This window comes from Streptomyces incarnatus (genome assembly GCF_001027185.1).
Lineage (GTDB): Bacteria > Actinomycetota > Actinomycetes > Streptomycetales > Streptomycetaceae > Streptomyces > Streptomyces puniciscabiei.
The window spans coordinates 1,504,885-1,525,773 of sequence record NZ_CP011497.1 but is presented as its reverse complement, the minus strand read 5'-3'; the positions used below and the strand labels follow the sequence as shown (position 1 = coordinate 1,525,773).

Sequence of the window (20,889 nt, the reverse complement as noted above, 5' to 3'; positions counted from 1 at the left end):
ACCTCACGCCCGGCGCAGTCCCCGGCCTGCCTTGCGTCCGAGATGGCCCGCGCCCACCAGCTCCCTGAGAACGGCTGGTGGTGCGCAGCCCGCCTCGGGAAACTCGGCGTGCAGACGCTCCAGGATCGCCAGGGAGACGTCCAGGCCGATGGCGTCGAGCAGAGTGAACGGTCCCATCGGGTATCCGAATCCCCGCTCCACGGCGCTGTCGAGTGCCACGACGTCGAGAGCGGCGTCGTCCGTCAACCGCAGCGCGTCGTTGAGGTAGGGAAAGAGGAGGCGGTTGACGATGAAACCCGCCCGGTCCTGGCAGGCCACCGGGACCTTGCCGAGACCGGCGCAGAACGCGCGGCCCGCAGCCGTCACGTGTGCGGCCGTGTCCGGCGTCCGTACCAGCTCCACCAGCTTCATCACGGGCGCGGGGTTGAAGAAGTGCAGGCCGAGCGTCTCCCCGGGCCGGCCGGCCGGAGCCGTACAGGCCGCGACGGACAGGCTGGAGGTGGTGGTGGCCAGAATCGCACCAGGCCGGCAGACCTCCCCGAGCCGCGCGAAGACACCGCGCTTGATCTGCAGGTCTTCCGCGACAGCCTCGATGACCAGGTCGCAGCCGGACAGCGCCGAGACGTCGTCGACGGTGGCGAGCGCGGCCAGCGCGTCCTTTTTCTGTGCCGGGGTGATCCTGCCCCGCCGCACCGCCTTGACCAGCGATGCCTCGATGGCCGCCGCGGCGCTCCGGGCCTTGTCCGTACTGCGCGCCACCAAGGTGGTGCGGAGGCCGGACAAGGCACACACCTCCGCGATCCCGCGAGCCATCGTGCCGGAACCGAACACGCCGACCTGGCGTACCGGCTCGCCGGATGACGGGGAGTCGGGACGCCGCCGTTCGTCAGGGGTCCTCTCGCCCGGCAGGCTCTGGTCGTCGTAGTGGTGGAAGCCCTGGCCGGTCTTCCTTCCCCAGGTGCCCCTTCGAAGCATCGAGGTCAGGAGCGGCACCGGGCGGAACGCTTCCTCACCGGTGCGCTTCCAGTGCGACTCCAGGCGGCTGTGGACCTCGTCCACGCCCAGTTCGTCGATCAGTTCCAACGGACCGGACGGCAGTCCGCAACCGAGCCGCATCGCGGTGTCGACGTCGCGGGGGGAAGCGAAGCCCTCCGCGACCATGGCGGCGGCGCGGTTGAGGTACAGGTGGACGAGCCGAGCGGCGAAACCGCTCGCGCGGTGCCCGAGAACGACGCATTCGAGGCCGATGGCTGTCGCGAGGCGTTCCGCCAGGTCAGCTGTTTCGTCGGACGTCAGTGACGTGCGGACGACTTCGGCGCGCCTGCCGATCGCCGGCGGGCGCAGCAGTCGCAGGCCGGCGATGCGGTCGGGACGCCCTGCGGCGGTGCTGAGCGGGAACAGCGGCAGCGAGGAGGCCGTGGTGACGATGGCCGTGTCGGGTGGGCAGGCCTGACGCAGCCGGCGAAGTACGTCGCGCTTGGCGCCGGGGTCCTCGGCCACGGCCTCCACCACGACACCGACGTCGGCCAGCGCGGTGATGTCGGTGGACAGCGTCCAGGAGACGGACTCGCCGGTCTCGCCGGTGTCGTTGCGCTTGAGTCGTTGCTCGACCCTGGCGATGACGTCGGGGTCGTTGTCCACGCCGACCACCGGGCACCCGGTGGCGGCCACCATGCTCAGCAACGCTTCGCCGACCGTCCCGAGTCCCACGATTCCGACGGCACGGCCGGGTCCCACTATGTCTTGCACGTCTGTTCCTCTGGTCTTCATCGGCTTCACTCCCGGATGTTCAGGGCCGGAAGCGGTTGATGGCGTCGATGTGCTGGGCGCGCATCTCCTCGTCGCGCACGCCGAGGCCTTCCTCGGGTGCGAGGCAGAGGACGCCGACCTTGCCCTGGTGCAGGTTGCGGTGGACGTCGTAGGCGGCCTGGCCGGTGTCCTGGAGGGAGTAGACCTTGGAGAGGGTGGGGTGGATCTTGCCCTTGGCGATGAGGCGGTTGGCCTCCCAGGCCTCGCGGTAGTTGGCGAAGTGGGAGCCGATGATGCGCTTCAGGGACATCCACAGGTAGCGGTTGTCGTACTCGTGCATGTAGCCCGAGGTGGAGGCGCAGGTGGTGATGGTGCCGCCCTTGCGGGTGACGAAGACGCTGGCGCCGAAGGTCTCGCGGCCGGGGTGCTCGAAGACGATGTCGATGTCCTCGCCGCCGGTGAGTTCGCGGATGCGCTTGCCGAAGCGCTTCCACTCCTTGGGGTCCTGGGTGTGCTCGTCCTTCCAGAACCGGTAGCCCTCGGCGTTGCGGTCGATGATGGACTCGGCGCCCATGGAGCGGCAGATGTCGGCCTTCTGCGGCGAGGAGACGACGCAGATGGGGTTGGCGCCGCCGGCGAGGGCGAACTGGGTGGCGTAGGAGCCGAGGCCGCCGCTGGCGCCCCAGATGAGGACGTTGTCGCCCTGCTTCATGCCGGCGCCGTTGCGGGAGACGAGCTGGCGGTAGGCGGTGGAGTTGACCAGGCCGGGGGCGGCGGCCTCCTCCCAGCTGAGGTGGCCGGGCTTGGGCATCAGCTGGTTGGACTTGACCAGGGCGATCTCGGCGAGGCCGCCGAAGTTGGTCTCGAAGCCCCAGATGCGCTGCTCGGGGTCGAGCATGGTGTCGTTGTGGCCGTCGGAGGATTCCAGCTCGACGGACAGGCAGTGCGCGACGACCTCGTTCCCGGGCTTCCAGGCGTTGACGCCGGGGCCGGTGCGCAGGACGACGCCGGCGAGGTCGGAGCCGATGATGTGGTAGGGCAGGTCGTGGCGCTTGGCCAGCTCGTTGGTGCGGCCGTAGCGCTCCAGGAACCCGAAGGTCGGCAGCGGTTCGAAGATCGAGGTCCACACCGAGTTGTAGTTGACCGAGGAGGCCATGACGGCCACCAGGGCCTCGCCCGGGCCCAGCTCGGGCACCGGGACTTCCATGAGGTGAAGGGACTTGCGCGGGTCCTTCACCTCCGAGTCCAGTCCGTCGAACATCCCGATGTCGTCCTTGCGGACGGCGATGCCTCGATAGCTGTCCGGGAGTGGCAGCGCCGTGTAGTCGTCGGACGTCGCCTCCGCGGAGACGATGGCTTCGACTATTTCCTTCACGTGGTTTCCTCCGGGGGCGAGTGCGAGGTGGGGCAGTGCACGCCCGTCCCGCCAGAGATTAGGCGGCCTCCTTTCTCCCGGAAATCCCCTACCGTCGGCGACCGGCTCACCCGTCCCCCCTACTGACCAACCCGGCGAAAGTAGGGGATTGCTGCCGAACCCGCCGTCCGGGCATCATGTGCAAACGCGAGGCTTCGCCCGGTGCACGGTGCAGAACGATTTGGAGTAGGCGGCGTGGTTGGTAACCCCGTTAAAGAAACCGCTTGGGTGCGCAGGTTTCACCCTTCGCCTGGGGCGCGATACCAGTTGCTCTGTTTCCCGCATTCCGGCGGATCCGCCAGCTTCTTCTTCCCGTTCTCGCAGAGGCTGGCGCCGGAAATCGACGTGTGGTCCATGCAGTACCCAGGGCGCCAGGACCGCAGGTCCGAAGCCAATGTCCCGCACATCCACGAGCTGGCCGACCGCGTCGTCGAGGCGGTGGGCTCGCGACTCGACGGCCCCTACGCCCTGTTCGGGCACAGTATGGGTGCAACGCTCGCCTACGAGGTCGCACTGAGGCTGCAGTCGGGCGGAAAGGATCCCGAAGCCCTCTTCGTCTCCGGGCGACCCGCCCCCCACCGCAACGTCGACACGGGACTGCACCGGCTCTCGGACGAGGAGATGGCGGAGGACATCCGCGCACTCGACGGCACCGGCTCGGAGATGTTCGGCGACGCGGACGTACTCAAGATGTTCCTCCCTGCGATCCGCAGCGACTACCACGCCGCGGAGACGTACGAATACGTACCCGGCCCCGTTCTGAAATGCCCCATCCGCGGTTTCACGGGATTCTCGGATCCACGGGTGGAAGTCGGTGAGCTGCACCATTGGGGCGATCACACGGAGGGATCTTTCCGGCTGGATGTCTTCTCCGGAGGTCACTTCTATCTCGTTGACGGCCAGGAGGACATCGCCAGTGAAATCGAGCGCACCCTGTGCGGTGCCGGACACGGTTGAGGAAATGTGGGATTGAGTACGTCCGGGGCGGCCGCAGGGCGTGTCGGGATATTGGGCACGGGTTCGTTCCTGCCGCAGCGTACCGTCGGGAACCAGGAAATAGCGGCCTCGACCGGTGTCACCCCGGAGTGGATCGAACGCAAGACAGGCATTGTTGAGCGCCGCTACGCGGCAGACGACCAGGCGGCGTCGGACCTGGCGGCAGAGGCCGGCCGCCGCGCCCTGGAGAACGCGGGGGTCCGGCCCACCGAGCTGGCCTGGATCATCGTCGCCACCTCCACACCCGACCAGCCCCAACCCCCTACCGCCGCCGTGGTTCAGCGTCTGCTCGGCGCCGACCGTGCCGCCGCCTTCGACGTGAACGCCGTGTGCGCGGGCTTCGTCGTCGCACTGCGGGCAGGGATCTGCCTGACACGGGAGGACGGGCCGCCCGGTGGCCGCACGCTGGTGATCGGCAGCGACGTGTACTCGCGCGTCGTCGACCCGTCGGATCGCCGCACCGCTCCGCTCTTCGGGGACGGGGCAGGAGCGGTGGTACTCGGGCCGGTCACCGAGGCCGGCGGATTCCTCGGTGCAAGCGTGGCGACGGACAGCCAACTGCTCGACCTCATCGGCATCGAGGCAGGCGGGAGCCGGCAGCCGCCCTCCTCCGACACCCTCGCCCGTGGCGGGCACTATTTCCGCATGCGCGGGCGTGAGGTCCGTGACTACGTGACCCGGGAACTCCCGCGCGCCGTTCACGACTTGCTGACGGACCTGTCCGTACCACCGGAAGAAATCCGCCACTTCGTCCCGCACCAGGCCAATGGAGCGATGCTTCAGGACATATGGGGCCACCTGGGGCTTCCTCATGCGCACCTGCACATGCCGGTCGCCCAGCACGGGAACACCGGGGCGGCTTCCATTCCCCTCGCTCTGGACCACGCGCACCGCTCGGGCCGGCTGGAGACCGGAGATCTGGTCGTGCTCGCGGGGTTCGGTGGCGGAATGACCATGGGGACCTCCCTGATCTCCTGGGGCACTCGCTAGTTCGTACCAGGACACAACGACACAAGGACTGACGTGGATCAATCCAGGACACTCGCCCCCCTGCCCGCCGAACCCCCGCCGGGCTGCCCCTTCTCCCCGCCGCGGGAGTACACGAAACTGCGCGTCGAACATCCGGTCAGCCGTGTCTCGCTGCCCGACGGCAGCTGGGCCTGGCTGCTGACGCGCTATGCGGACATCCGCGGCGCTCTGTCGGATGCCCGGTTCAGTTCCGACGTGAACGCTCCGGGATTCCCCCGAAGCGGCATGGTGACCGCCGGTGAAGGCAGCAGCCTCATACGCACCGACCCTCCCGAGCACAGTCGCCGGCGCAGAATGCTGACGCACTCCTTCACCGTGAAGAGCGTGTCCGCGCTGCGCGCTCGCATCCAGCAGATCACCGACCACCTGTGCGACGAGATGGAGGAACAGAAACGCAAGGACGGACCCGACGGGTCCGTGGACCTGGTGAGGTCCCTGGCGCTCCCGCTTCCTTCCCTTGTCATCAGCCTGCTGCTCGGCGTGCCGTACGAAGACCGGGACCTCTTCCAGTCGATCACCGCCACCGTGCTCTCCCGGGTGAACACCGAGGACGAGCGCACCACGGCCCGCAAGGAGCTGCGCGCCTACCTGAGCCACCTCGTCGCCAGCAAGGAGGGGGACCCGGGCGACGACATCCTCAGTGAGCTGGTCCACGAGCGGATGCGCCAAGGCCAGTTGACCCGGGAAGAGGTCACGGGGACCGCCACGCTGCTCTTGATCGCCGGGCACGAGACCACCGCGAACATGATCGGGCTCGGCGCGCTGACACTGATCCGCAATCCACACGCGGCCGACGAACTGCGCACGGACCCCTCCTTGATGCCGGGAGCCGTCGAGGAACTGCTGCGTTTCCACAGCATCACGCGCAGCGGGCCGCGGCGGGCCGCGATCGCGGACGTCGAAGTGGGCGGCCAACTCATCAAGGCGGGCGAGGGAATCGTATGTGCCGTCGCCTCCGCCAATCGCGACCCGGAGCACTTCCCCGACGGCGACACGTTCGACATCCGACGCCGGAACGCCCAGCACCACATCGCCTTCGGGTACGGCGTGCACCAGTGCCTCGGCCAGTCCTTGGCGCGTGCCGAGCTGGAGATCTCCCTGAACACGCTGCTGGCCCGCTTTCCGGAGCTGCGTCTGGCGGTGGAATTCGCGGACGTTCCCTTCCGCAGCGACATGTTGGTCTACGGCTGCCACGCACTTCCGGTCACCTGGTGACCGCTCAGCGACCAGCGGCCTGACACCCGAGGAGGAGAACCATGAAAATTTCCATCGAGACGGACAACTGCTGCGGCGCGGGACAGTGCGTACTGGTCGCGCCGGAGATCTTCGACCAGGACGACGACGGGATCGTGATCCTTCTGGACCCCGCGCCCTCCGACGACGCGCGTGAGGCGGTCGAGGACGCCATCGCCATCTGCCCGGCGGACGTGATCCAGCTGGAATGACACCGGCCGGCGGCACTGGTTACCGAGGTTGAACTTGATGCACCTATCTTCGAGGGAAGGTTTGATCCCATGTGCGGTATTGCCGGCTGGGTTTCGTACCGTCGGGATCTGACGCAGCACTCGCAGGTCCTCGATGCCATGACCGAGACCATGGCCTACCGCGGTCCCGACACACGAGGCACGTGGGCGGGCCGGCACGCCGCCCTCGGCCATCGGCGGCTCGCCGTCATCGACCTGCCCGGCGGCGCACAGCCGATGCGGGCGGACACCGCGGACGGCGAAGTGGTGATGGTCTATTCAGGAGAGACCTACAACTACACCGAACTGCGCGACGAACTCCGCCGCCGCGGGCACCGTTTCACCACGGACTCGGACACCGAGGTCGTGCTCCGCGGCTATGTGGAGTGGGGCGAGGCGATCGGTGAGCACCTGAACGGCATGTTCGCCTTCGCCGTCTGGGACTCACGCACCGAGAAGCTCGTCATGGTCAGGGACAGGCTGGGCGTCAAGCCCTTCTACTACTACGAGACCGAGGACGGCGTCCTCTTCGGCTCCGAGCCCAAGGCGATCCTGGCGAACCCGCTCTGCTCCGCCGTCGTCGGCCTGGACGGGCTGCGGGAGATGTTCTCCTTCGCCAAGACCCCGGGACACGCGATCTGGGACGGGATGCGCGAGCTGCGCCCCGGCCACGTCGCCGTGACCGACGTCAACGGGCTGCGGGAATACCCCTATTGGAGCCTTGAGGCCAGCGACCACACGGACGACCGGCAGGCCACCGTCGCCCACGTCAGGGAGCTGCTGGAGGACATCATCTCCCGGCAGCTCGTCGCGGACGTACCCCGCTGCACGCTGCTCTCCGGCGGTCTCGACTCCTCCGTCATCACCGCCCTGGCGGCCCAGCAGCTCAGGGAGCGGGGCGAGACGGTCCGCACCTTCGCCGTGGACTTCCCGAACCAGGAGGAGAACTTCAAGGCGATCGACCTCGCCCCCACCCGGGACACCCCGTTCGCGCACGCGGTGGCCGAGCACGTGGGGAGCGACCACCGGGACATCGTGCTCCACGGCAGCGCGCTGGCCGACCCGGAGGTACGGCGAGCCGCCGTCGGCGCACGGGACTTCCCCAACGGGATCGGCGACCGCGACAACTCGCTCCACCTCCTCTTCAAGGCCGTGCGCGAGCAGTCGACGGTGGCGCTCTCCGGGGAGTCGGCGGACGAGTTGTTCGGGGGCTACCCGTGGTTCCACGAGGACAGGTTCCGCTACGCGGACACCTTCCCCTGGCTCGCGGGCAAGGGCTCCCTCTTCGAGGCGGGCGGCCTCCTGGACGACGACCTGTCACGCCGCCTCGACCTGCGGACCTACGTCCAGGACCACTATCTCGACGCCCTGAAGGAGGTCCCGCTGAAGGAGGGCGAGACCGGCCTGGAGAAGCGGATGCGCCAGGTCTGCTATCTGAACGTGACGCGGAAGATGCAGCCCCTGCTCGACCGCAAGGACCGGATGAGCATGGCGGCCGGGCTCGAGGTGCGTGTCCCGTTCTGTGACCACCGTCTCGTGCAGTACGTCTTCAACACCCCGTGGTCGCTGAAGGCGTTCGACGGCAGGGAGAAGAGCCTTCTGCGCGCGGCGACGCGCGACATGCTGCCGCGGTCCGTGGCCGACCGCAAGAAGAGCGGCTACCCCAGCAGCTTCGACCCGCAGTACCTCGCGGCGGTGCAGTCCCAGGCCTCCGACCTGCTCGACCGCGATCACCAGGCGCTGGCACTGTGCAGCCGGGACCGGCTGAGCGAGGCGGTGAAGGCGGACAAGGACACCATCAGCCTCCAGCAGCGAACAGTGCTGGAACGCTCGCTCGACCTGGCGATGTGGCTCGATCTGCGGAACCCGACGCTGAAGTTCGACTGATCCGGCCGTCCTCGGGCTGGGCTCGCCCCTGAGACGGGGTCGAGCCCAGCCTGAACCTTCCTCTGGTTCAGTCGCATTGCCCATCAATCCGACAGAAGGAGACCATGTCCAGCGATGCGGCGAGCGCCCAAGCCCCTGAAGACGCGGTCGGTCAGACATCCGATCCAGGCGGCGGGCCTGGCCTGAAGCTGGCTGCTCTCGCGGCCGGGTTTGTCATGGCGACGGTCGACGCCACCGTCGTGAACATAGCCGGTACGAAGATCCGAACCTTGTTGCGCCTGAACTTTTCCGAGCTCACATGGGTGATCGACGGATATGTACTGACCTTTGCGTCGCTGCTGCTCCTCGCTGGTTCGCTGGCAGACCGCTTTGGCGCCAAGAAGATCTACCTTCAGGGCATGGTGGTGTTCGTAGCGGCGTCAGCCGCGTGCGGGTTCGCCTCGAACGGCCCGGCACTGATCACCGCGAGATTGATACAGGGGGCGGGAGCCGCCCTGTTCATGCCGGCCTCACTGACGCTGCTCACGAACTCCTTCCCCGATCCCAAGCTGCGGACCCGCATGGTGGGGCTGTGGACGGCGATCGTGTCCACGTTCACGGCGCTGGGACCGGTGATCGGGGGAGTCCTGGTCGGCGCGCTCGGCTGGCGCAGCATCTTTGTGTTCAACCTGCCGATCGGTGTCGCAGGTATCTTTCTGACCAGGCGATACATCGCCGCGATCCCGGCGCAACGCGTCCGGCCCCGGGTTCTGGGCAACGCTTTGGGAGTTCTCGGGCTCGTGGCACTGTCCTTCACGCTGATCGAGGGGCCCTCATTCGGCTGGTCGTCGGTCCCCGTCCTCCTCTCGGGTGTGGCAGCCGTCGTCTTTCTCGTCGCGCTGGTAGTGCAACAGCGCCGCAGCTCAGCGCCTGTCGTTCCGCTCGACCTCTTCCGCGATTCCCGCTTCACCGCAGCCAACCTCGTCGGGTTCCTCATCAACTTCGGGCTCATGGGAGGGATCTTCATGCTCGGTCTCTTCCTGCAGAACGCGCGAGGAGCCTCGCCCTTTCTGGCCGGAGTCCAGATGCTGCCCATGATGGCTGGACCGCTGGTCGGTAACCTGACTTTCGCCCGGTACAGCCACCGTTGGGGCGTGCGTCGGCCCCTGATCGCCGCCCTGTTCCTCGCGGGCGTGGCCTCCGCGGCGCTGCTCGGTATCGGCGACTCCACGCCGTACTGGATGCTGGCCGCGGCCGTTGGTACCGCCAACTTCGGTATCGGCGTCAGTGCGCCGGCCATGACCTTCGCACTGATGGAGTCCGCGGGCGCGGAGCACGCGAACATCGCCAGCTCCATGCTCAACACGAACCGTCAGTTCGGTGGACTGGTCGGCGTCGCTGTCATCGGCATCGCTCTGGCACATCCTGACAACTGGTATGTGGGAGCCCGTACCTCTTTCCTCGTCACAGCCCTTTGTTACGGCGCGGCCGCGCTGATCACGCTGAAGTACGTCTCGGCGGTGGGCCGTCGGACGGTGTGAAGCGGGACGGGCTTGGACCAGGCGATATCTGCGGAGCTTGCCCACGGCGCGCGCCGCGGGCCGTGCGTGATCCGGGGACGATCCCCCTGGACGCTGCGCTCGCGGTCGCCCTCGGCGGTGACTGGGTCGCGATCATCCACCGGGGCATGGACACCGTCCGCCGCTTCGAGGACTGGGCCACGCCCTTCCTCAGTCGCTACGGCAAAAACCGCACCGGTGGCCGCTCCTGGTACGCGGGCGGCTGGAACTGGCGGGCCGTCGTCGCGTTCCTCGCGGGCGGTGTCCTGGCGGTCGGCGGCGCCGGCTTCAAGCCCCTGATCGACGGCCGGCCCATCCCCGCCCTGTCCTCCCTCGCCGACTACGGCTGGGCGGTGGGCCTCGGCACGTCCCTGGTGCTCTACCTGGCCCTCACCCTACTGACCGGCCGCAAGGAGGCGACGCCGTAAGGGAGTCGGGGGCGCGAGGCGGGTGGGGTCGGAGGCGAAACGGGCTTGGGCGGTCAGCCGGAGTTCGACCCCGACTGCCCGCCCCCGAGCGCGCCCACCGCGGCCCGCGCCGCCTGGATGGCACCCTTGTTGATCTCGTCCGTGCCGGGCGCCTTCTTCGTGTCGAAGTTGCTGCCGTTGTAGGTGACGATCACCAGGGCGTTGGACACCCGGACCATCACCACGCCCTCGCGGGTCTGCTGCTTGTCCTCCGTGGTGAGGTTGACGACCGAGTAGGCGCTGTTCCCGAGCCCCGGTACGGCTCCGCCGCCGCTCTTCTCCTTCACCCGCTGCTCGTACTCCTGGGTCGCCTCCTGGTCCGACCCGCTGATCTCGAAGGACACGTCGAGCCAGCGGTAGTCGTAGCCCTGCAGCGCGTTCCAGGAGCAGGTGCGGCGCAGCCTGGTGTCCGTCGACGGGATCTCCTTGCCGGTCGTCTTCGCGCCCGGCACCAGGGACTTGACGGTCGCCGCGGGCACGCTGGTGCACGGGGAGGGCGCGGTGCTGTACGCCTTCGCCGCCGCGGTGGACGACGGGTCGGAGGACGACGACGAAGACGACTGGGCGGACGTCTGCTGGGCGGTCTGGTGCCCGGCCGCCGCCTGCGGCGCGGCGGGGCCGGACGTCAGCGCCCAGCCGGCACAGGCGAGCACCGCGACCGGCGAGATCCGCGCGGTGAGGGCGAGCGGCAGAGGAAGAGAACGCACGACGCACTTCTCGTGTGGGGGAGGAGGTACGGAAGGGGTCCGCAGGGGTGGACGTGGGACGCCAGTGTCACACGACTCCCTGTGGTGCGGAAGCGGAAACTCGCAGCGTGCGCGGGCGGTTACGGCAGAGCCTTCACGACGTACGGATCTGCCCGTTTTGTGCGGTGAGCCAGCGGCGGGCGCCGACCTCGCTGGGGTACTCGCGGACGGTGGCATACGCGAGGAACCAGCCGACGCACCACGCGGCCACGACCGGCATGATGGGGGCGAGGACGAGCGCCAGGCCGCGTCCGGTCACCGACAGTCCGGGGGTACGTGTCTTGTGAGCACTCATGGCCGCGAGGCTGTCGGCGGGAGTGGGCGGCTCGAGCAGGCCCGCTCGGTGATCCCGGCGCTGCTTCAGCCAGCCCCAGACCACGGCCACGCACGACCCGGCCGCCTGCACCCAGTCCGCCGCCGTGCGCGCCGGCGGCGACCACTGGCTGGTGAACCCGCCGTAGAGACTCAGTGCGAAGAACGCCAGGATCGCCGATGCCACGAGCAGGCCCAAGGCGATGCGCGCGCGGCGCAGCCAGTAGCGTGTGCCGCGCTCGTACCAGGTGGTGCCGAGCCGCGGCAGCGACGGGATCTCGGTGTGGCCTTGTGCGGCACCCATCTCAGAAGATGCTCGAGACGCCATGCCAGATGTCCTTCCCCAGACGCCCGATGTCCTTGCCTGTGTCTTTCAGGACATGACCAGTGCCTACGGCCACTCCACCGATCACACCGTGATCGTGAATGTCCTCGCTCCAGTGCTCGTGCAGGGAGTGGTCGATGAGACTGGTCGACACAACCGCCGCTCCCACACCCACTACGGCCACGGCGGCGGCCGGAGCCTCGGCCGGCAGCAGAGCGGTGGCCAGCGCCGCTCCCGCGACCAGACCACCGACGTTGGCGGTCCCGTCCACGGCGACGGAATGCTGCCAGGACCACCCCTCGTCGTGGTCGCCCTTCGCTTCGAGCACACCACAGGCGCCGGCAGCTGCCACGTCGAGCACCGGCAGTTCCTTGAACACGTCCGGCAATGCTTCCAGTCCCTTGCCCAGGCGGAGCGCGTCGGCGGCGTCGGCCAGCTTGACGTTCAAAGCGCGGTCGTAGGGCAGGTTGGTGCTGCCGTTGTCAGCGCGGGCGATCGCCTCCTCCAGCGAGTCGACCTTGGTGACCGCGTCGCGGTAAGCACTCTTGGCGGGCAGGTCGTCGGGCATCTTGCGGCCCTGCTGCTGGAACACCTTGCGTTCGGCGCCGAGCTGTTTCTTGGCCGCCTTCGCCTCGGCCTTGGCCGCGTCGATGTGCTTACGCGCCTCGATGCCCCCTGCCCGGGCGTCCTCGGCGTCGTAGGCGTACAGGGTGCGCAGTGCGTCGTACAGGGTGATCTTGTCGCCCGGGGACACACCGTCCTTCGCCGTCGCCTTGTCGTACAGCTTCTGCAACTGCTGTGCCGCCACCAGACGAGCGTGCTGGGCAGTGCGCAGGATCTCGTTGCGCGCCGTGGTGTACTCGTTCATCGCGGAGACGGCCTTCTGGTCGGCCGCGCTCGGTGGGTTCGCTGTCATGATCGGCAGAGGCGCCCCCTTGGCGTCGGTGGACACCCCCTTGCCAGCCGCGATGTGCTGCGCGTTCTGGAGGGATGTCTCGCACGTCGACAGCGCGTTGGCCAGCGTCTCGAGGATCCCGCCCGTCGCGTGCACCAGTTCGGCGAAGCCGCCGGCGGCCACCGCGTCCTCGCTCCACTTGCCGCGGAAGGTCGAGGCCGCTTCGCCCTTCCAGCTCGCGTCGTCCACGAGCTTGTCCACGGCGCTGCTGAGCGGCTTGACGATGCCGTCCAGCTTGTCCTTGGCGTTCTTGTACGTGTCGGCCATCGTGCGAAGCCCGCCGATGTCTCCGCCGACCCAGCTGTCGCTCATCAGCCTCCGTCCGGCATCAGGTCCTGGAACACGCCGTGGACGTCCACGTCGTGACGGTGGAAGGAGTCGCGCGCGTACGCGGCTTTGTCCCCGTGGTCGTCCATCCGGTCCGCGAGAAGCAGATGCAGGGAGACGATGAGATCGGCGACTTCCTTGATCGCCGAGTCGAGCCCCGGATCGCCGCCGCTCACCACGGGTGGCGCCACATCGGGATGCAGCTTGCGGTAATTTCCGGCCTCATCGTGGAAAGTCTTCGCCAGGGTGGACAGATCGCTGTACACCACCTTGAAGTCAGCCGTCACTGGCGCACCTCCCGTGCGTAGGCAGCCAGATCCTCCGGCCGCCAGTTGGGGGTTCCGGGGGCCACCCGCGGGTCCAGGACGACCGTGACACCCTGCTCGCGTACGGCCTCGGCCAGTGGTCCGAGCGAGGTGGCCGCCCAGGGCTGGGCCTCGCCGAGAGCGTCGACCAACTTCTCCAGGGTGGTGAACGCGAAAGCCACGGTACCGAGCGCGGGATGGTCGAAGAGCTCGAAGACCACGAAGGGCACGCGCGCGGGGCGGCCCGCCAGGCCCGTCCCGGCGACAGACCTGGGATGTGCCGGTACGAACACCGGTGTTCCGTAAGCCGGTATGCCCGGCTTGGGTCCGGGCCGGTCGTCCGTGCCCGGCCGGGAAGGCGGCGCGTTCTCCACCAGGTCCAGTAGAGCCGAACGGCGCGGCTCCGGGACCTGCTGTGACAGGCCGGTATGCCCGTCCGGATCCGGTTCCAGGAAGTCATGCAGCCGTGAACGTATCGGCGCCCCCACCGCCGTCACCTCTTCCCCGTGGTTCTCTGTGGCCGATCGAGCCAGACCACGGTAGCGAGCAGGCAAGAGGGCAAATCCGGCTATGTCGGGGAGGCGACGTGGGTGTGCACGGAACCCATACGACCGTTTGGCCTGGCCCAGGGCAGCCCTTGACCCGTTGCTGAACCAGCGCTTCCGGCCGGGCCGGAAGCTACGGTACCCGCGCCGTCCACTCCGCCGACGTGAACTTCGTCCGCGCCAGCTCCTGCGCGCGCGCCAGCTCCTCGTCCGTGGTCCTGCCCGGCGCCAGGCCGTACCGCGCGCGGAACGACTCGATCATCCGGTCGATGACCGCCGCCCGCGGCAGGCCGGTCTGCCGGCGCAGCGGATCGACCCGCTTCTTCGCGGACCTCGTCCCCTTGTCGGACAGCTTCTCCCGCCCGATGCGCAGCACCTCCGTCATCTTGTCGGCGTCGATGTCGTACGCCATGGTCACGTGGTGCAGCACGGCGCCCGGGCCCCCGCCGGGGCCGACGATCCGCTTCTGCGCCGCGCCCGCGATCTTGCCCTGGTCGGTCGCGATGTCGTTCAGCGGCTGGTACCAGGCCCGGATGCCCATGTCGCCGAGCGCGCCCAGCACCCAGTCGTCCAGGTAGGCGTAGCTGTCCTGGAAGGACAGGCCCTGCACGAGGGACTCGGGCACCGACAGCGAGTAGGTGATGGTGTCGCCCGGCTCCACGAACATCGCGCCGCCGCCGGAGATCCGCCGCACCACCTCGACGCCGTGCCGCGCGGCGCCCTGCGGGTCCACCTCGTTGCGCAGGGACTGGAAGCTGCCGATGATCACCGCCGGGGCGCCCCACTCCCACACCCTGAGCGTCGGCGGGCGCCGGCCCGCGGCGACCTCGGCGGTCAGCACCTCGTCCAGGGCCATGTGCAGTGCGGGCGGCTGCGGGCCCTCGTGGATCAGCTGCCAGTCGTAGTCGGTCCAGTCCGTGGCGTGCGCGAGGGCACGGCGCACCGCGATGCCCACGCCCTCCGAGGTCAGCCCGTACATCACGGTCCCCGCGGGCAGCGCCGCCTCGATCCGCGCGGCCAGGCCCGCCGCGTCGGTGTCCGCCGGGGCGCCCTCCAGCGCACGGTTCACCGCGTCCAGCGCCTCGTCCGGCTCCAGGAAGAAGTCGCCCGCCACGCGCACGTGCCGCAGCACGCCGTCCGCGGCCTCCACGTCCACGACGACGAGCTTGCCGCCGGGCACCTTGTACTCACCGTGCACCGCCTGGGCCTCCGTCCCTGCCGTCCTCCCCTGCCGTCCTCCGCACGAGATCAACGGCGCGGGTCCGTGCCCTGTTCCCCGGACGGCGACCACGCTCGTACGATCACCCGGACGAGGTACCCGAGCCGAGGAGACGTCTGTCGTGTTCGCCACCCGGCCCACCCTGCAGGGCACCTTCGGCATGGTGTCCTCCACCCACTGGCTGGCCTCCCAGTCGGCGATGGCGGTCCTGGAGGACGGCGGCAACGCGTTCGACGCCGCCGTGGCCGGCGCGTTCGTGCTGCACGTGGTGGAACCGCACCTGAACGGACCGGCCGGCGAGGTACCGATCCTGCTCGCGCCGGCCGGTGGCGAGGTGCGCGTGCTGTGCGGGCAGGGCGTGGCCCCGGCCGGCGCCACCGTCGCCCACTACCGGGGGCTCGGACTGGACCTCGTACCCGGCACCGGACCGCTCGCGGCCGCCGTGCCCGGCGCCTTCGACGCCTGGCTGCTGCTCCTGCGCGACCACGGCACCAAGTCCCTGGCGGAGGTGCTGAAGTACGCCATCGGATACGCCGAGCACGGGCACGCGCCCGTGGAGAAGCTCGGCGCGACCGTGGAGACCGTACGGGAGCTGTTCGAGACCGAGTGGACCTCGTCGGCCGAGGTGTACCTGCCCGGCGGCCGGGCACCCCGCCCCGGTGCGCTCTTCCGCAACCCCGCCCTCGCCGCCACCTGGAAGCGGCTGCTGGCCGAGACCGCGGGCAGCGGCGACCGGGAGGCCCGGATCGACGCCGCCCGCGAGGTGTGGCGCTCCGGCTTCGTCGCCGAGGCCCTGGTACGGCAGTCCGGGCGGCCCACGAGGGACACCAGCGGCGCGCGCCACACCGGCACGCTCACCGGGGCCGACCTCGCCGGCTGGTCGGCCGCCTACGAGACCCCGGTGAGCTACGACTGGAACGGCTGGACCGTGTGCAAGGCCGGCCCCTGGAGCCAGGGCCCCGCCCTCCTCCAGCAGCTCGCCCTGCTCCCGCCCGAGCTGCCCGCGCACGGCTCCGCCGAGTACGTCCACCTGCTGATCGAGGGCTGCAAGCTCGCCATGGCCGACCGCGAGGCCTGGTACGGGGACGCCGCCGAGGTGCCGGTGGCCGAGCTGCTCTCGGACGGCTATAACGCCGGGCGGCGGGCCCTGCTCGGCGCCAAGGCCTCCTGGGAGCTGCGGCCGGGCAGCCCCGGCGGACGCACCCCGCGGCTGCCGGCGCAGGCGTACGCGCGCGTGGGGACCGGCGACCGCGGCTTCGACCCGATGGGTGCCGGTGAGCCGACGGTCGCGGAGCTCCCCGGGGAGCCGCAGGTGGCCGCCGACGGCACGACCCGTGGCGACACCTGCCACCTCGACGTCGTGGACCGCTGGGGCAACATGATCGCGGCCACGCCCAGCGGCGGCTGGCTGCAGTCCAACCCGGTCGTGCCCGAGCTGGGCTTCCCGCTCGGCACGCGCCTGCAGATGACCTGGCTGGAGGAGGGCCTGCCGAACTCCCTCACCCCCGGCCGCCGCCCGCGCACCACCCTCACCCCGTCCCTCGCGCTGCGGGACGGCGTGCCGGTCCTGGCGTTCGGCACGCCCGGCGGCGACCAGCAGGACCAGTGGCAGCTGCACTTCTTCCTCGCCGCCGCCCTGCGGCCCCCGGTCCGGGGCGGTCTCGACCTCCAGGGCGCCATCGACGCACCGAACTGGCACAACGACGGCTTCCCCAGCTCCTTCTACCCGCGAGGCCACCGCCCCGGCAGCGTGACCGTGGAGTCCCGCATGGACGCCGAGGTGGTCGGGGAACTGCGGCGACGCGGCCACGACGTCACCGTCGGCCCCGCCTGGTCCGAGGGACGCCTGTGCGCGGTGGCCCGGGACCCGGAGACCGGCGTGCTGTCGGCGGCGGCGAACCCGCGCGGCATGCAGGGGTACGCGGTGGGCCGCTGAGTGATCGTCCGGCACCCGTTCTTCATCCCGATTTCACCCGCTGTGCACCGGGCGGGCGGGGATTGTCAGTGGGGCGTGGTCTCATGGAGGGCATGATCGAAGCAATGACGGAAACCATCGACGAGTTTCTCGCCCGCTGCTCGGCCGACGTGGAGGACGCGGTCCGCAAGGCCGCCGCGGCCGAGATCCTGCCCCGCTTCCGCCGCCTCGCCGACGACGAGGTGGACCAGAAGAGCGGCCCCCACGACCTGGTGACGGACGCCGACCGGCTCGCCGAGCTGCGGCTCACCGCCGACCTCGGCGCGCTGCTGCCCGGCTCGGTCGTGGTCGGCGAGGAGGCGGTGCACGCCGACCCGGCGACCTACGCGGCGCTCCAGGGCGACGCGCCGGTCTGGATCGTCGACCCGGTCGACGGCACCCGCCAGTTCGTGCACGGCGACGAGGGCTTCTGCACCCTGGTCGCCCTCGCCCACCGGGGCGTCGTCCTGGCCTCCTGGACCTACGCCGCGGCGCGCGACCAGCTCGCCACCGCGGTCCGTGGCCAGGGCGCCTTCCTTGACGGCGAGCGGCTGTTCGCGGGCCCGCCCGCGCCCGGCCGGGACCTCGTCGTCGCCACGTCCCACCCGGACTACACCACGGACGAGCAGAAGCGCGCGCTGCGCGCCCTGTGGACCGACGGCCTCGCCCCGCGCCCCTGCGGTTCGGCGGGCCTGGAGTATCTCGCCGTCGCCCGGGGCGAGTTGGACGCGGTCGCGTTCTCCTGGGAGGCCGCCTGGGACCACGCGGCCGGGCTGCTCCTGGTCGAGGAGGCGGGCGGCGCGCACCTCACCCGCGACGGCGAGCCGTTCCGCGTGACCGGCGGCAACGCACTGCCGTTCACCGCGGCCCGCGACACCGCGACCGCCCACCGCGTGGCGGAACTGCTGCGCACGGCGACCTGAGGCCCACGGGGGCACGCCCGGTTCGGCGCAGGCCGGCGACCTTGCCCCAGGGGCGCGGGGCTGTATCGATATGCGGCTCCGCCGCGTGGGCCGCGTGGGCGCGACACGCCACCATGGGTCCGCACCGTGACCGCCGACGGATGGCTGGACTGCTCCGCGCGGCGTCCTGAGGCCCACGGGGGAACCGGTTCGGCAGAGGCTGGCGACCTTGCCCTCCAGGGGCGCGGGGCTGTGTCGATATGCGGCTCCGCCGCGGGGGCGTGACGAGCCACCACGGACCGGCGCCCGAGAGCGGTCCGCATCCCAACGGCGCCGTCGACCCGGTCCCGCGCGACGCGCTACCCGGGCGCCTGCGGACGCTGGCCTCCCGGGGCCCGGCCTCCCGGCGCCCGGCCTCCCGGTCCGCGACTCCCCGCTGCCCAGCCTCCCAGCGCCCGCCCCCGGCCACCGGGTCCTCGCCACTCGACCCCCCGCTGCCCGGCCCCCGGCGCCCGCCCACCCGGCCACCGGGTCCCCGCCACCCGACTCCCCGGCGCCCGCCCCCAGCCTCCCGGTCCCCGCCACCCGACTCCCTGCCACCCGACTCCCCGGCCCCCGGCGCCCGCCCGCCCGGCCCCCCGGCCCCCCGGCCCCCCGGCCCCCCGACCCCCCGGCCCGAGGGAATGTCAGTCCTGCGGCATATCCTGACCCCGAGTGGCCATCGGCTGACGAAGGGGTCCGAAGGTGCCGTCGATGCTCGATGCGGTCGTGGTGGGTGCGGGACCGAACGGACTGACCGCTGCCGTGGAGCTGGCCCGCCGCGGCTTCTCCGTGGCCCTGTTCGAGGCGAAGTCCACCGTGGGCGGCGGCGCCCGCACCGAGGAACTGACCCTGCCCGGCTTCCGGCACGACCCGTGCTCGGCCGCCCACCCCCTCGGCATCAACTCACCGGCGTTCCGCGCCCTGCCCCTCGACCGCTACGGCCTGCAGTGGCTGCACTCCGAGCTGCCGATGGCGCACCCCTTCCTCGACGGCACCGCGGCCGTGCTGTCCCGCTCGGTGGCCGAGACGGCCGCCTCCTTCGGACCCCGGGACGCGGGCGCGTACCGCAGACTGGTCGAGCCGTTCCTGGCCCACTGGGACACCCTCGTGCGGGACTTCATGTCCCTGCCGCTGACCGCCCTCCCGCGCGACCCCGTCACCCTGGCCCGCTTCGGCCTGGCCGGACTGCCGCCGTCCACCTGGCTGCTGCGCCGCTTCAAGGACGAGCGGGCCAAGGCGCTGTTCGCCGGTCTGGTGGCCCATGTGATCGCGCCGCTCGAGGGCCTGGCCACCGGCGCCGTCGGCCTGGTCTTCGCCCTGTCCGCGCACGCCCGCGGCTGGCCGGTGCCCCGCGGCGGTTCCCAGGCCATCTCCGACGCCCTCGCCGGGTATCTGAAAGACCTCGGCGGCGCCGTGCACACCGACTACGAGGTCAAGCGACTGGACGACCTGCCGCCCGCGCGGGCGTACGTCTTCGACACCTCGCCCACCGCGCTGGCCCGCATCGCCGGCTTCGGCGACACCTACGCGCACTACCGCTACGGCCCGGGCGTGTTCAAGATCGACTACGCGCTGGACGGCCCGGTGCCCTGGACCGCGCCCGAGGCCCGCGCCGCCACGACCGTGCAGATCGGCGCGAACAAGGACGAGATCTCCACCGCCCTGCGCGCCGCCTCCCGCGAGGGCCGTGCCCCCGGCCGGCCGTTCCTGATCACCGTGCAGCCCAGCATCGTCGACCCGACCCGGGCGCCCGAGGGCAAGCAGGTCTTCTGGGCGTACGGCCATGTCCCGAACGGCTGGTCCGGCGACCTCACCGACGCCATGGAACGCCAACTGGAGCGGTTCGCCCCCGGCTTCCGCGACCGTGTCCTCGCCCGCGCCGTCGCCGGCCCCGCCGAGCTGGCCGCCCACAACGCCAACTACGTCGGCGGCGACATCGCCTGCGGCGCGGCGTCCGGACTCCAGCTGCTGCTGCGCCCCAGACTGTCCCCGTTCCCGTACCACACCCCCCATCCGGCCGTCTTCATCTGCTCCTCGGCCACCCCGCCGGGACCCGGTGTGCACGGTATGTCGGGGCACAACGCCGCCAAGGCCGTATGGCGAAGACTGAGGCAGACATGACCCGCATCACCCTGGTCCAGGGCGACATCACCCGGCAGAGCGCCGACGCGATCGTCAACGCGGCCAACTCCTCCCTGCTCGGCGGTGGCGGAGTCGACGGCGCGATCCACCGGCGCGGCGGCCCCGCCATCCTCCAGGAGTGCCGCGCCCTGCGCGCCTCCCGGTACGGCAAGGGCCTGCCCACCGGCCAGGCGGTCGCCACAACGGCGGGTGAACTCGACGCCTGCTGGGTCATCCACACGGTGGGCCCGGTGTACAGCCAGAGCGAGGACCGCTCCGCACTGCTCGCCTCCTGCTACCGCGAGTCCCTGAAGGCCGCCGACGAACTCGGCGCCCGTACGGTCGCGTTCCCGGCCGTCTCCACCGGCGTGTACCGGTGGCCGATGCAGGACGCGGCGCGGATCGCCGTGGACACCGTGCGGAACACACCGACCTCCGTGGAAGAGGTGCGCTTCGTCCTCTTCGACGAGCGGGCCTACGACGCGTTCGCGACGCAACTCCGCTGATCGGACCACGGTTCGGTTCTTCCCGTGGTGCCCGCGACTTCGCCCGCTGAGCACGGCCGGCAGGTGGAAGGCGGCCAGGTGGCACGT

General features: G+C 70.5%; 19 protein-coding genes. 11 read left to right on the top strand and 8 right to left on the bottom strand.

Features of this window, described 5'->3' with window-relative positions; genetic code table 11:
• Positions 1-3 precede the first annotated feature (3 nt).
• Together ABB07_RS06795 and ccrA are read right to left on the bottom strand one after the other, a co-directional pair.
• On the bottom strand, positions 4-1,749 hold the full coding sequence (locus ABB07_RS06795) for a 3-hydroxyacyl-CoA dehydrogenase family protein (protein ID WP_244189247.1): 1,746 nt from the start codon (positions 1,747-1,749) through the stop codon (positions 4-6).
• Positions 1,750-1,789: 40 nt separating this feature from the next.
• A complete protein-coding gene (ccrA, locus tag ABB07_RS06790) occupies positions 1,790-3,124 on the bottom strand; it encodes a crotonyl-CoA carboxylase/reductase (RefSeq protein WP_208897850.1) in 1,335 nt (444 codons plus the stop codon).
• A 234-nt stretch (positions 3,125-3,358) separates the two neighbouring features.
• Between ccrA and ABB07_RS06785 the strand changes: the two genes are divergently transcribed.
• From ABB07_RS06785 to ABB07_RS06755, 7 genes are all read left to right on the top strand, one after another.
• Entirely contained in the window at positions 3,359-4,120 is a 762-nt protein-coding gene (locus ABB07_RS06785) for a thioesterase II family protein (RefSeq protein WP_208897849.1), read from the top strand.
• 51 nt (positions 4,121-4,171) lie between these two features.
• A complete protein-coding gene (locus ABB07_RS06780) occupies positions 4,172-5,149 on the top strand; it encodes a 3-oxoacyl-ACP synthase III family protein (RefSeq protein WP_244189246.1) in 978 nt (325 codons plus the stop codon).
• Positions 5,150-5,182: 33 nt separating this feature from the next.
• Positions 5,183-6,403, top strand: a complete 1,221-nt coding sequence (locus ABB07_RS06775; RefSeq protein WP_208897847.1) for a cytochrome P450 — start codon at positions 5,183-5,185, stop codon at positions 6,401-6,403.
• Positions 6,404-6,444: 41 nt separating this feature from the next.
• Positions 6,445-6,633, top strand: coding sequence for a ferredoxin (locus tag ABB07_RS06770; RefSeq protein ID WP_208897846.1), 189 nt, complete (start codon positions 6,445-6,447; stop codon positions 6,631-6,633).
• 69 nt (positions 6,634-6,702) lie between these two features.
• Positions 6,703-8,538, top strand: coding sequence for an asparagine synthase (glutamine-hydrolyzing) (gene asnB, locus ABB07_RS06765; RefSeq protein WP_208897845.1), 1,836 nt, complete (start codon positions 6,703-6,705; stop codon positions 8,536-8,538).
• 104 nt (positions 8,539-8,642) lie between these two features.
• Positions 8,643-10,058, top strand: coding sequence for an MFS transporter (locus ABB07_RS06760; RefSeq protein WP_208897844.1), 1,416 nt, complete (start codon positions 8,643-8,645; stop codon positions 10,056-10,058).
• 131 nt (positions 10,059-10,189) lie between these two features.
• Positions 10,190-10,504, top strand: a complete 315-nt coding sequence (locus ABB07_RS06755) for a cytosine permease (RefSeq protein WP_425264804.1) — start codon at positions 10,190-10,192, stop codon at positions 10,502-10,504.
• A gap of 53 nt (positions 10,505-10,557) precedes the next feature.
• Here ABB07_RS06755 and ABB07_RS06750 read toward each other — a convergent pair whose 3' ends face one another.
• The 6 genes from ABB07_RS06750 to lplAB all read right to left on the bottom strand — a co-directional run bounded on the left by ABB07_RS06750 (position 10,558) and on the right by lplAB (position 15,256).
• Positions 10,558-11,250, bottom strand: a complete 693-nt coding sequence (locus tag ABB07_RS06750) for a hypothetical protein (RefSeq protein WP_208897843.1) — start codon at positions 11,248-11,250, stop codon at positions 10,558-10,560.
• A gap of 133 nt (positions 11,251-11,383) precedes the next feature.
• The gene (locus ABB07_RS06745; protein WP_244189245.1) at positions 11,384-11,905 is read right to left on the bottom strand and encodes a hypothetical protein; all 522 of its coding nucleotides are present in this window, start codon (positions 11,903-11,905) and stop codon (positions 11,384-11,386) included.
• Between the two features lies 1 nt (position 11,906).
• Complete coding sequence (locus tag ABB07_RS06740; RefSeq protein ID WP_208897841.1) at positions 11,907-13,193, bottom strand: WXG100 family type VII secretion target; 1,287 nt, start codon at positions 13,191-13,193, stop codon at positions 11,907-11,909.
• Positions 13,193-13,495, bottom strand: coding sequence for a DUF6317 family protein (locus ABB07_RS06735; RefSeq protein ID WP_208897840.1), 303 nt, complete (start codon positions 13,493-13,495; stop codon positions 13,193-13,195). Before ABB07_RS06735 ends, ABB07_RS06740 begins: the two co-directional genes overlap by 1 nt.
• Complete coding sequence (locus ABB07_RS06730) at positions 13,492-13,806, bottom strand: SAV_915 family protein (protein ID WP_244189244.1); 315 nt, start codon at positions 13,804-13,806, stop codon at positions 13,492-13,494. The genes ABB07_RS06735 and ABB07_RS06730 overlap by 4 nt, the downstream gene beginning before the upstream one ends.
• Before the next feature lie 385 nt (positions 13,807-14,191).
• Positions 14,192-15,256, bottom strand: a complete 1,065-nt coding sequence (gene lplAB / locus ABB07_RS06725; RefSeq protein ID WP_208897839.1) for a lipoate-protein ligase LplAB — start codon at positions 15,254-15,256, stop codon at positions 14,192-14,194.
• Positions 15,257-15,398: 142 nt separating this feature from the next.
• Here lplAB and ABB07_RS06720 point away from each other — a divergent pair, with 142 nt between their 5' ends.
• From ABB07_RS06720 to ABB07_RS06705, 4 genes are all read left to right on the top strand, one after another.
• Positions 15,399-17,213 (top strand): gamma-glutamyltransferase family protein, encoded by a 1,815-nt coding sequence (locus ABB07_RS06720; RefSeq protein ID WP_208897838.1) that lies wholly within the window; start codon positions 15,399-15,401, stop codon positions 17,211-17,213.
• Between the two features lie 92 nt (positions 17,214-17,305).
• Positions 17,306-18,154: an inositol monophosphatase family protein gene (locus ABB07_RS06715; RefSeq protein ID WP_208897837.1), complete on the top strand. Its 849-nt coding sequence runs from the start codon at positions 17,306-17,308 to the stop codon at positions 18,152-18,154.
• A 723-nt stretch (positions 18,155-18,877) separates the two neighbouring features.
• Positions 18,878-20,296 carry a phytoene desaturase family protein gene (locus tag ABB07_RS06710; protein ID WP_208897836.1) on the top strand — a complete coding sequence of 473 codons (1,419 nt, stop codon included), beginning with the start codon at positions 18,878-18,880 and terminating at the stop codon, positions 20,294-20,296.
• Entirely contained in the window at positions 20,293-20,802 is a 510-nt protein-coding gene (locus ABB07_RS06705) for an O-acetyl-ADP-ribose deacetylase (protein ID WP_208897835.1), read from the top strand. Before ABB07_RS06710 ends, ABB07_RS06705 begins: the two co-directional genes overlap by 4 nt.
• Positions 20,803-20,889 lie beyond the last annotated feature (87 nt).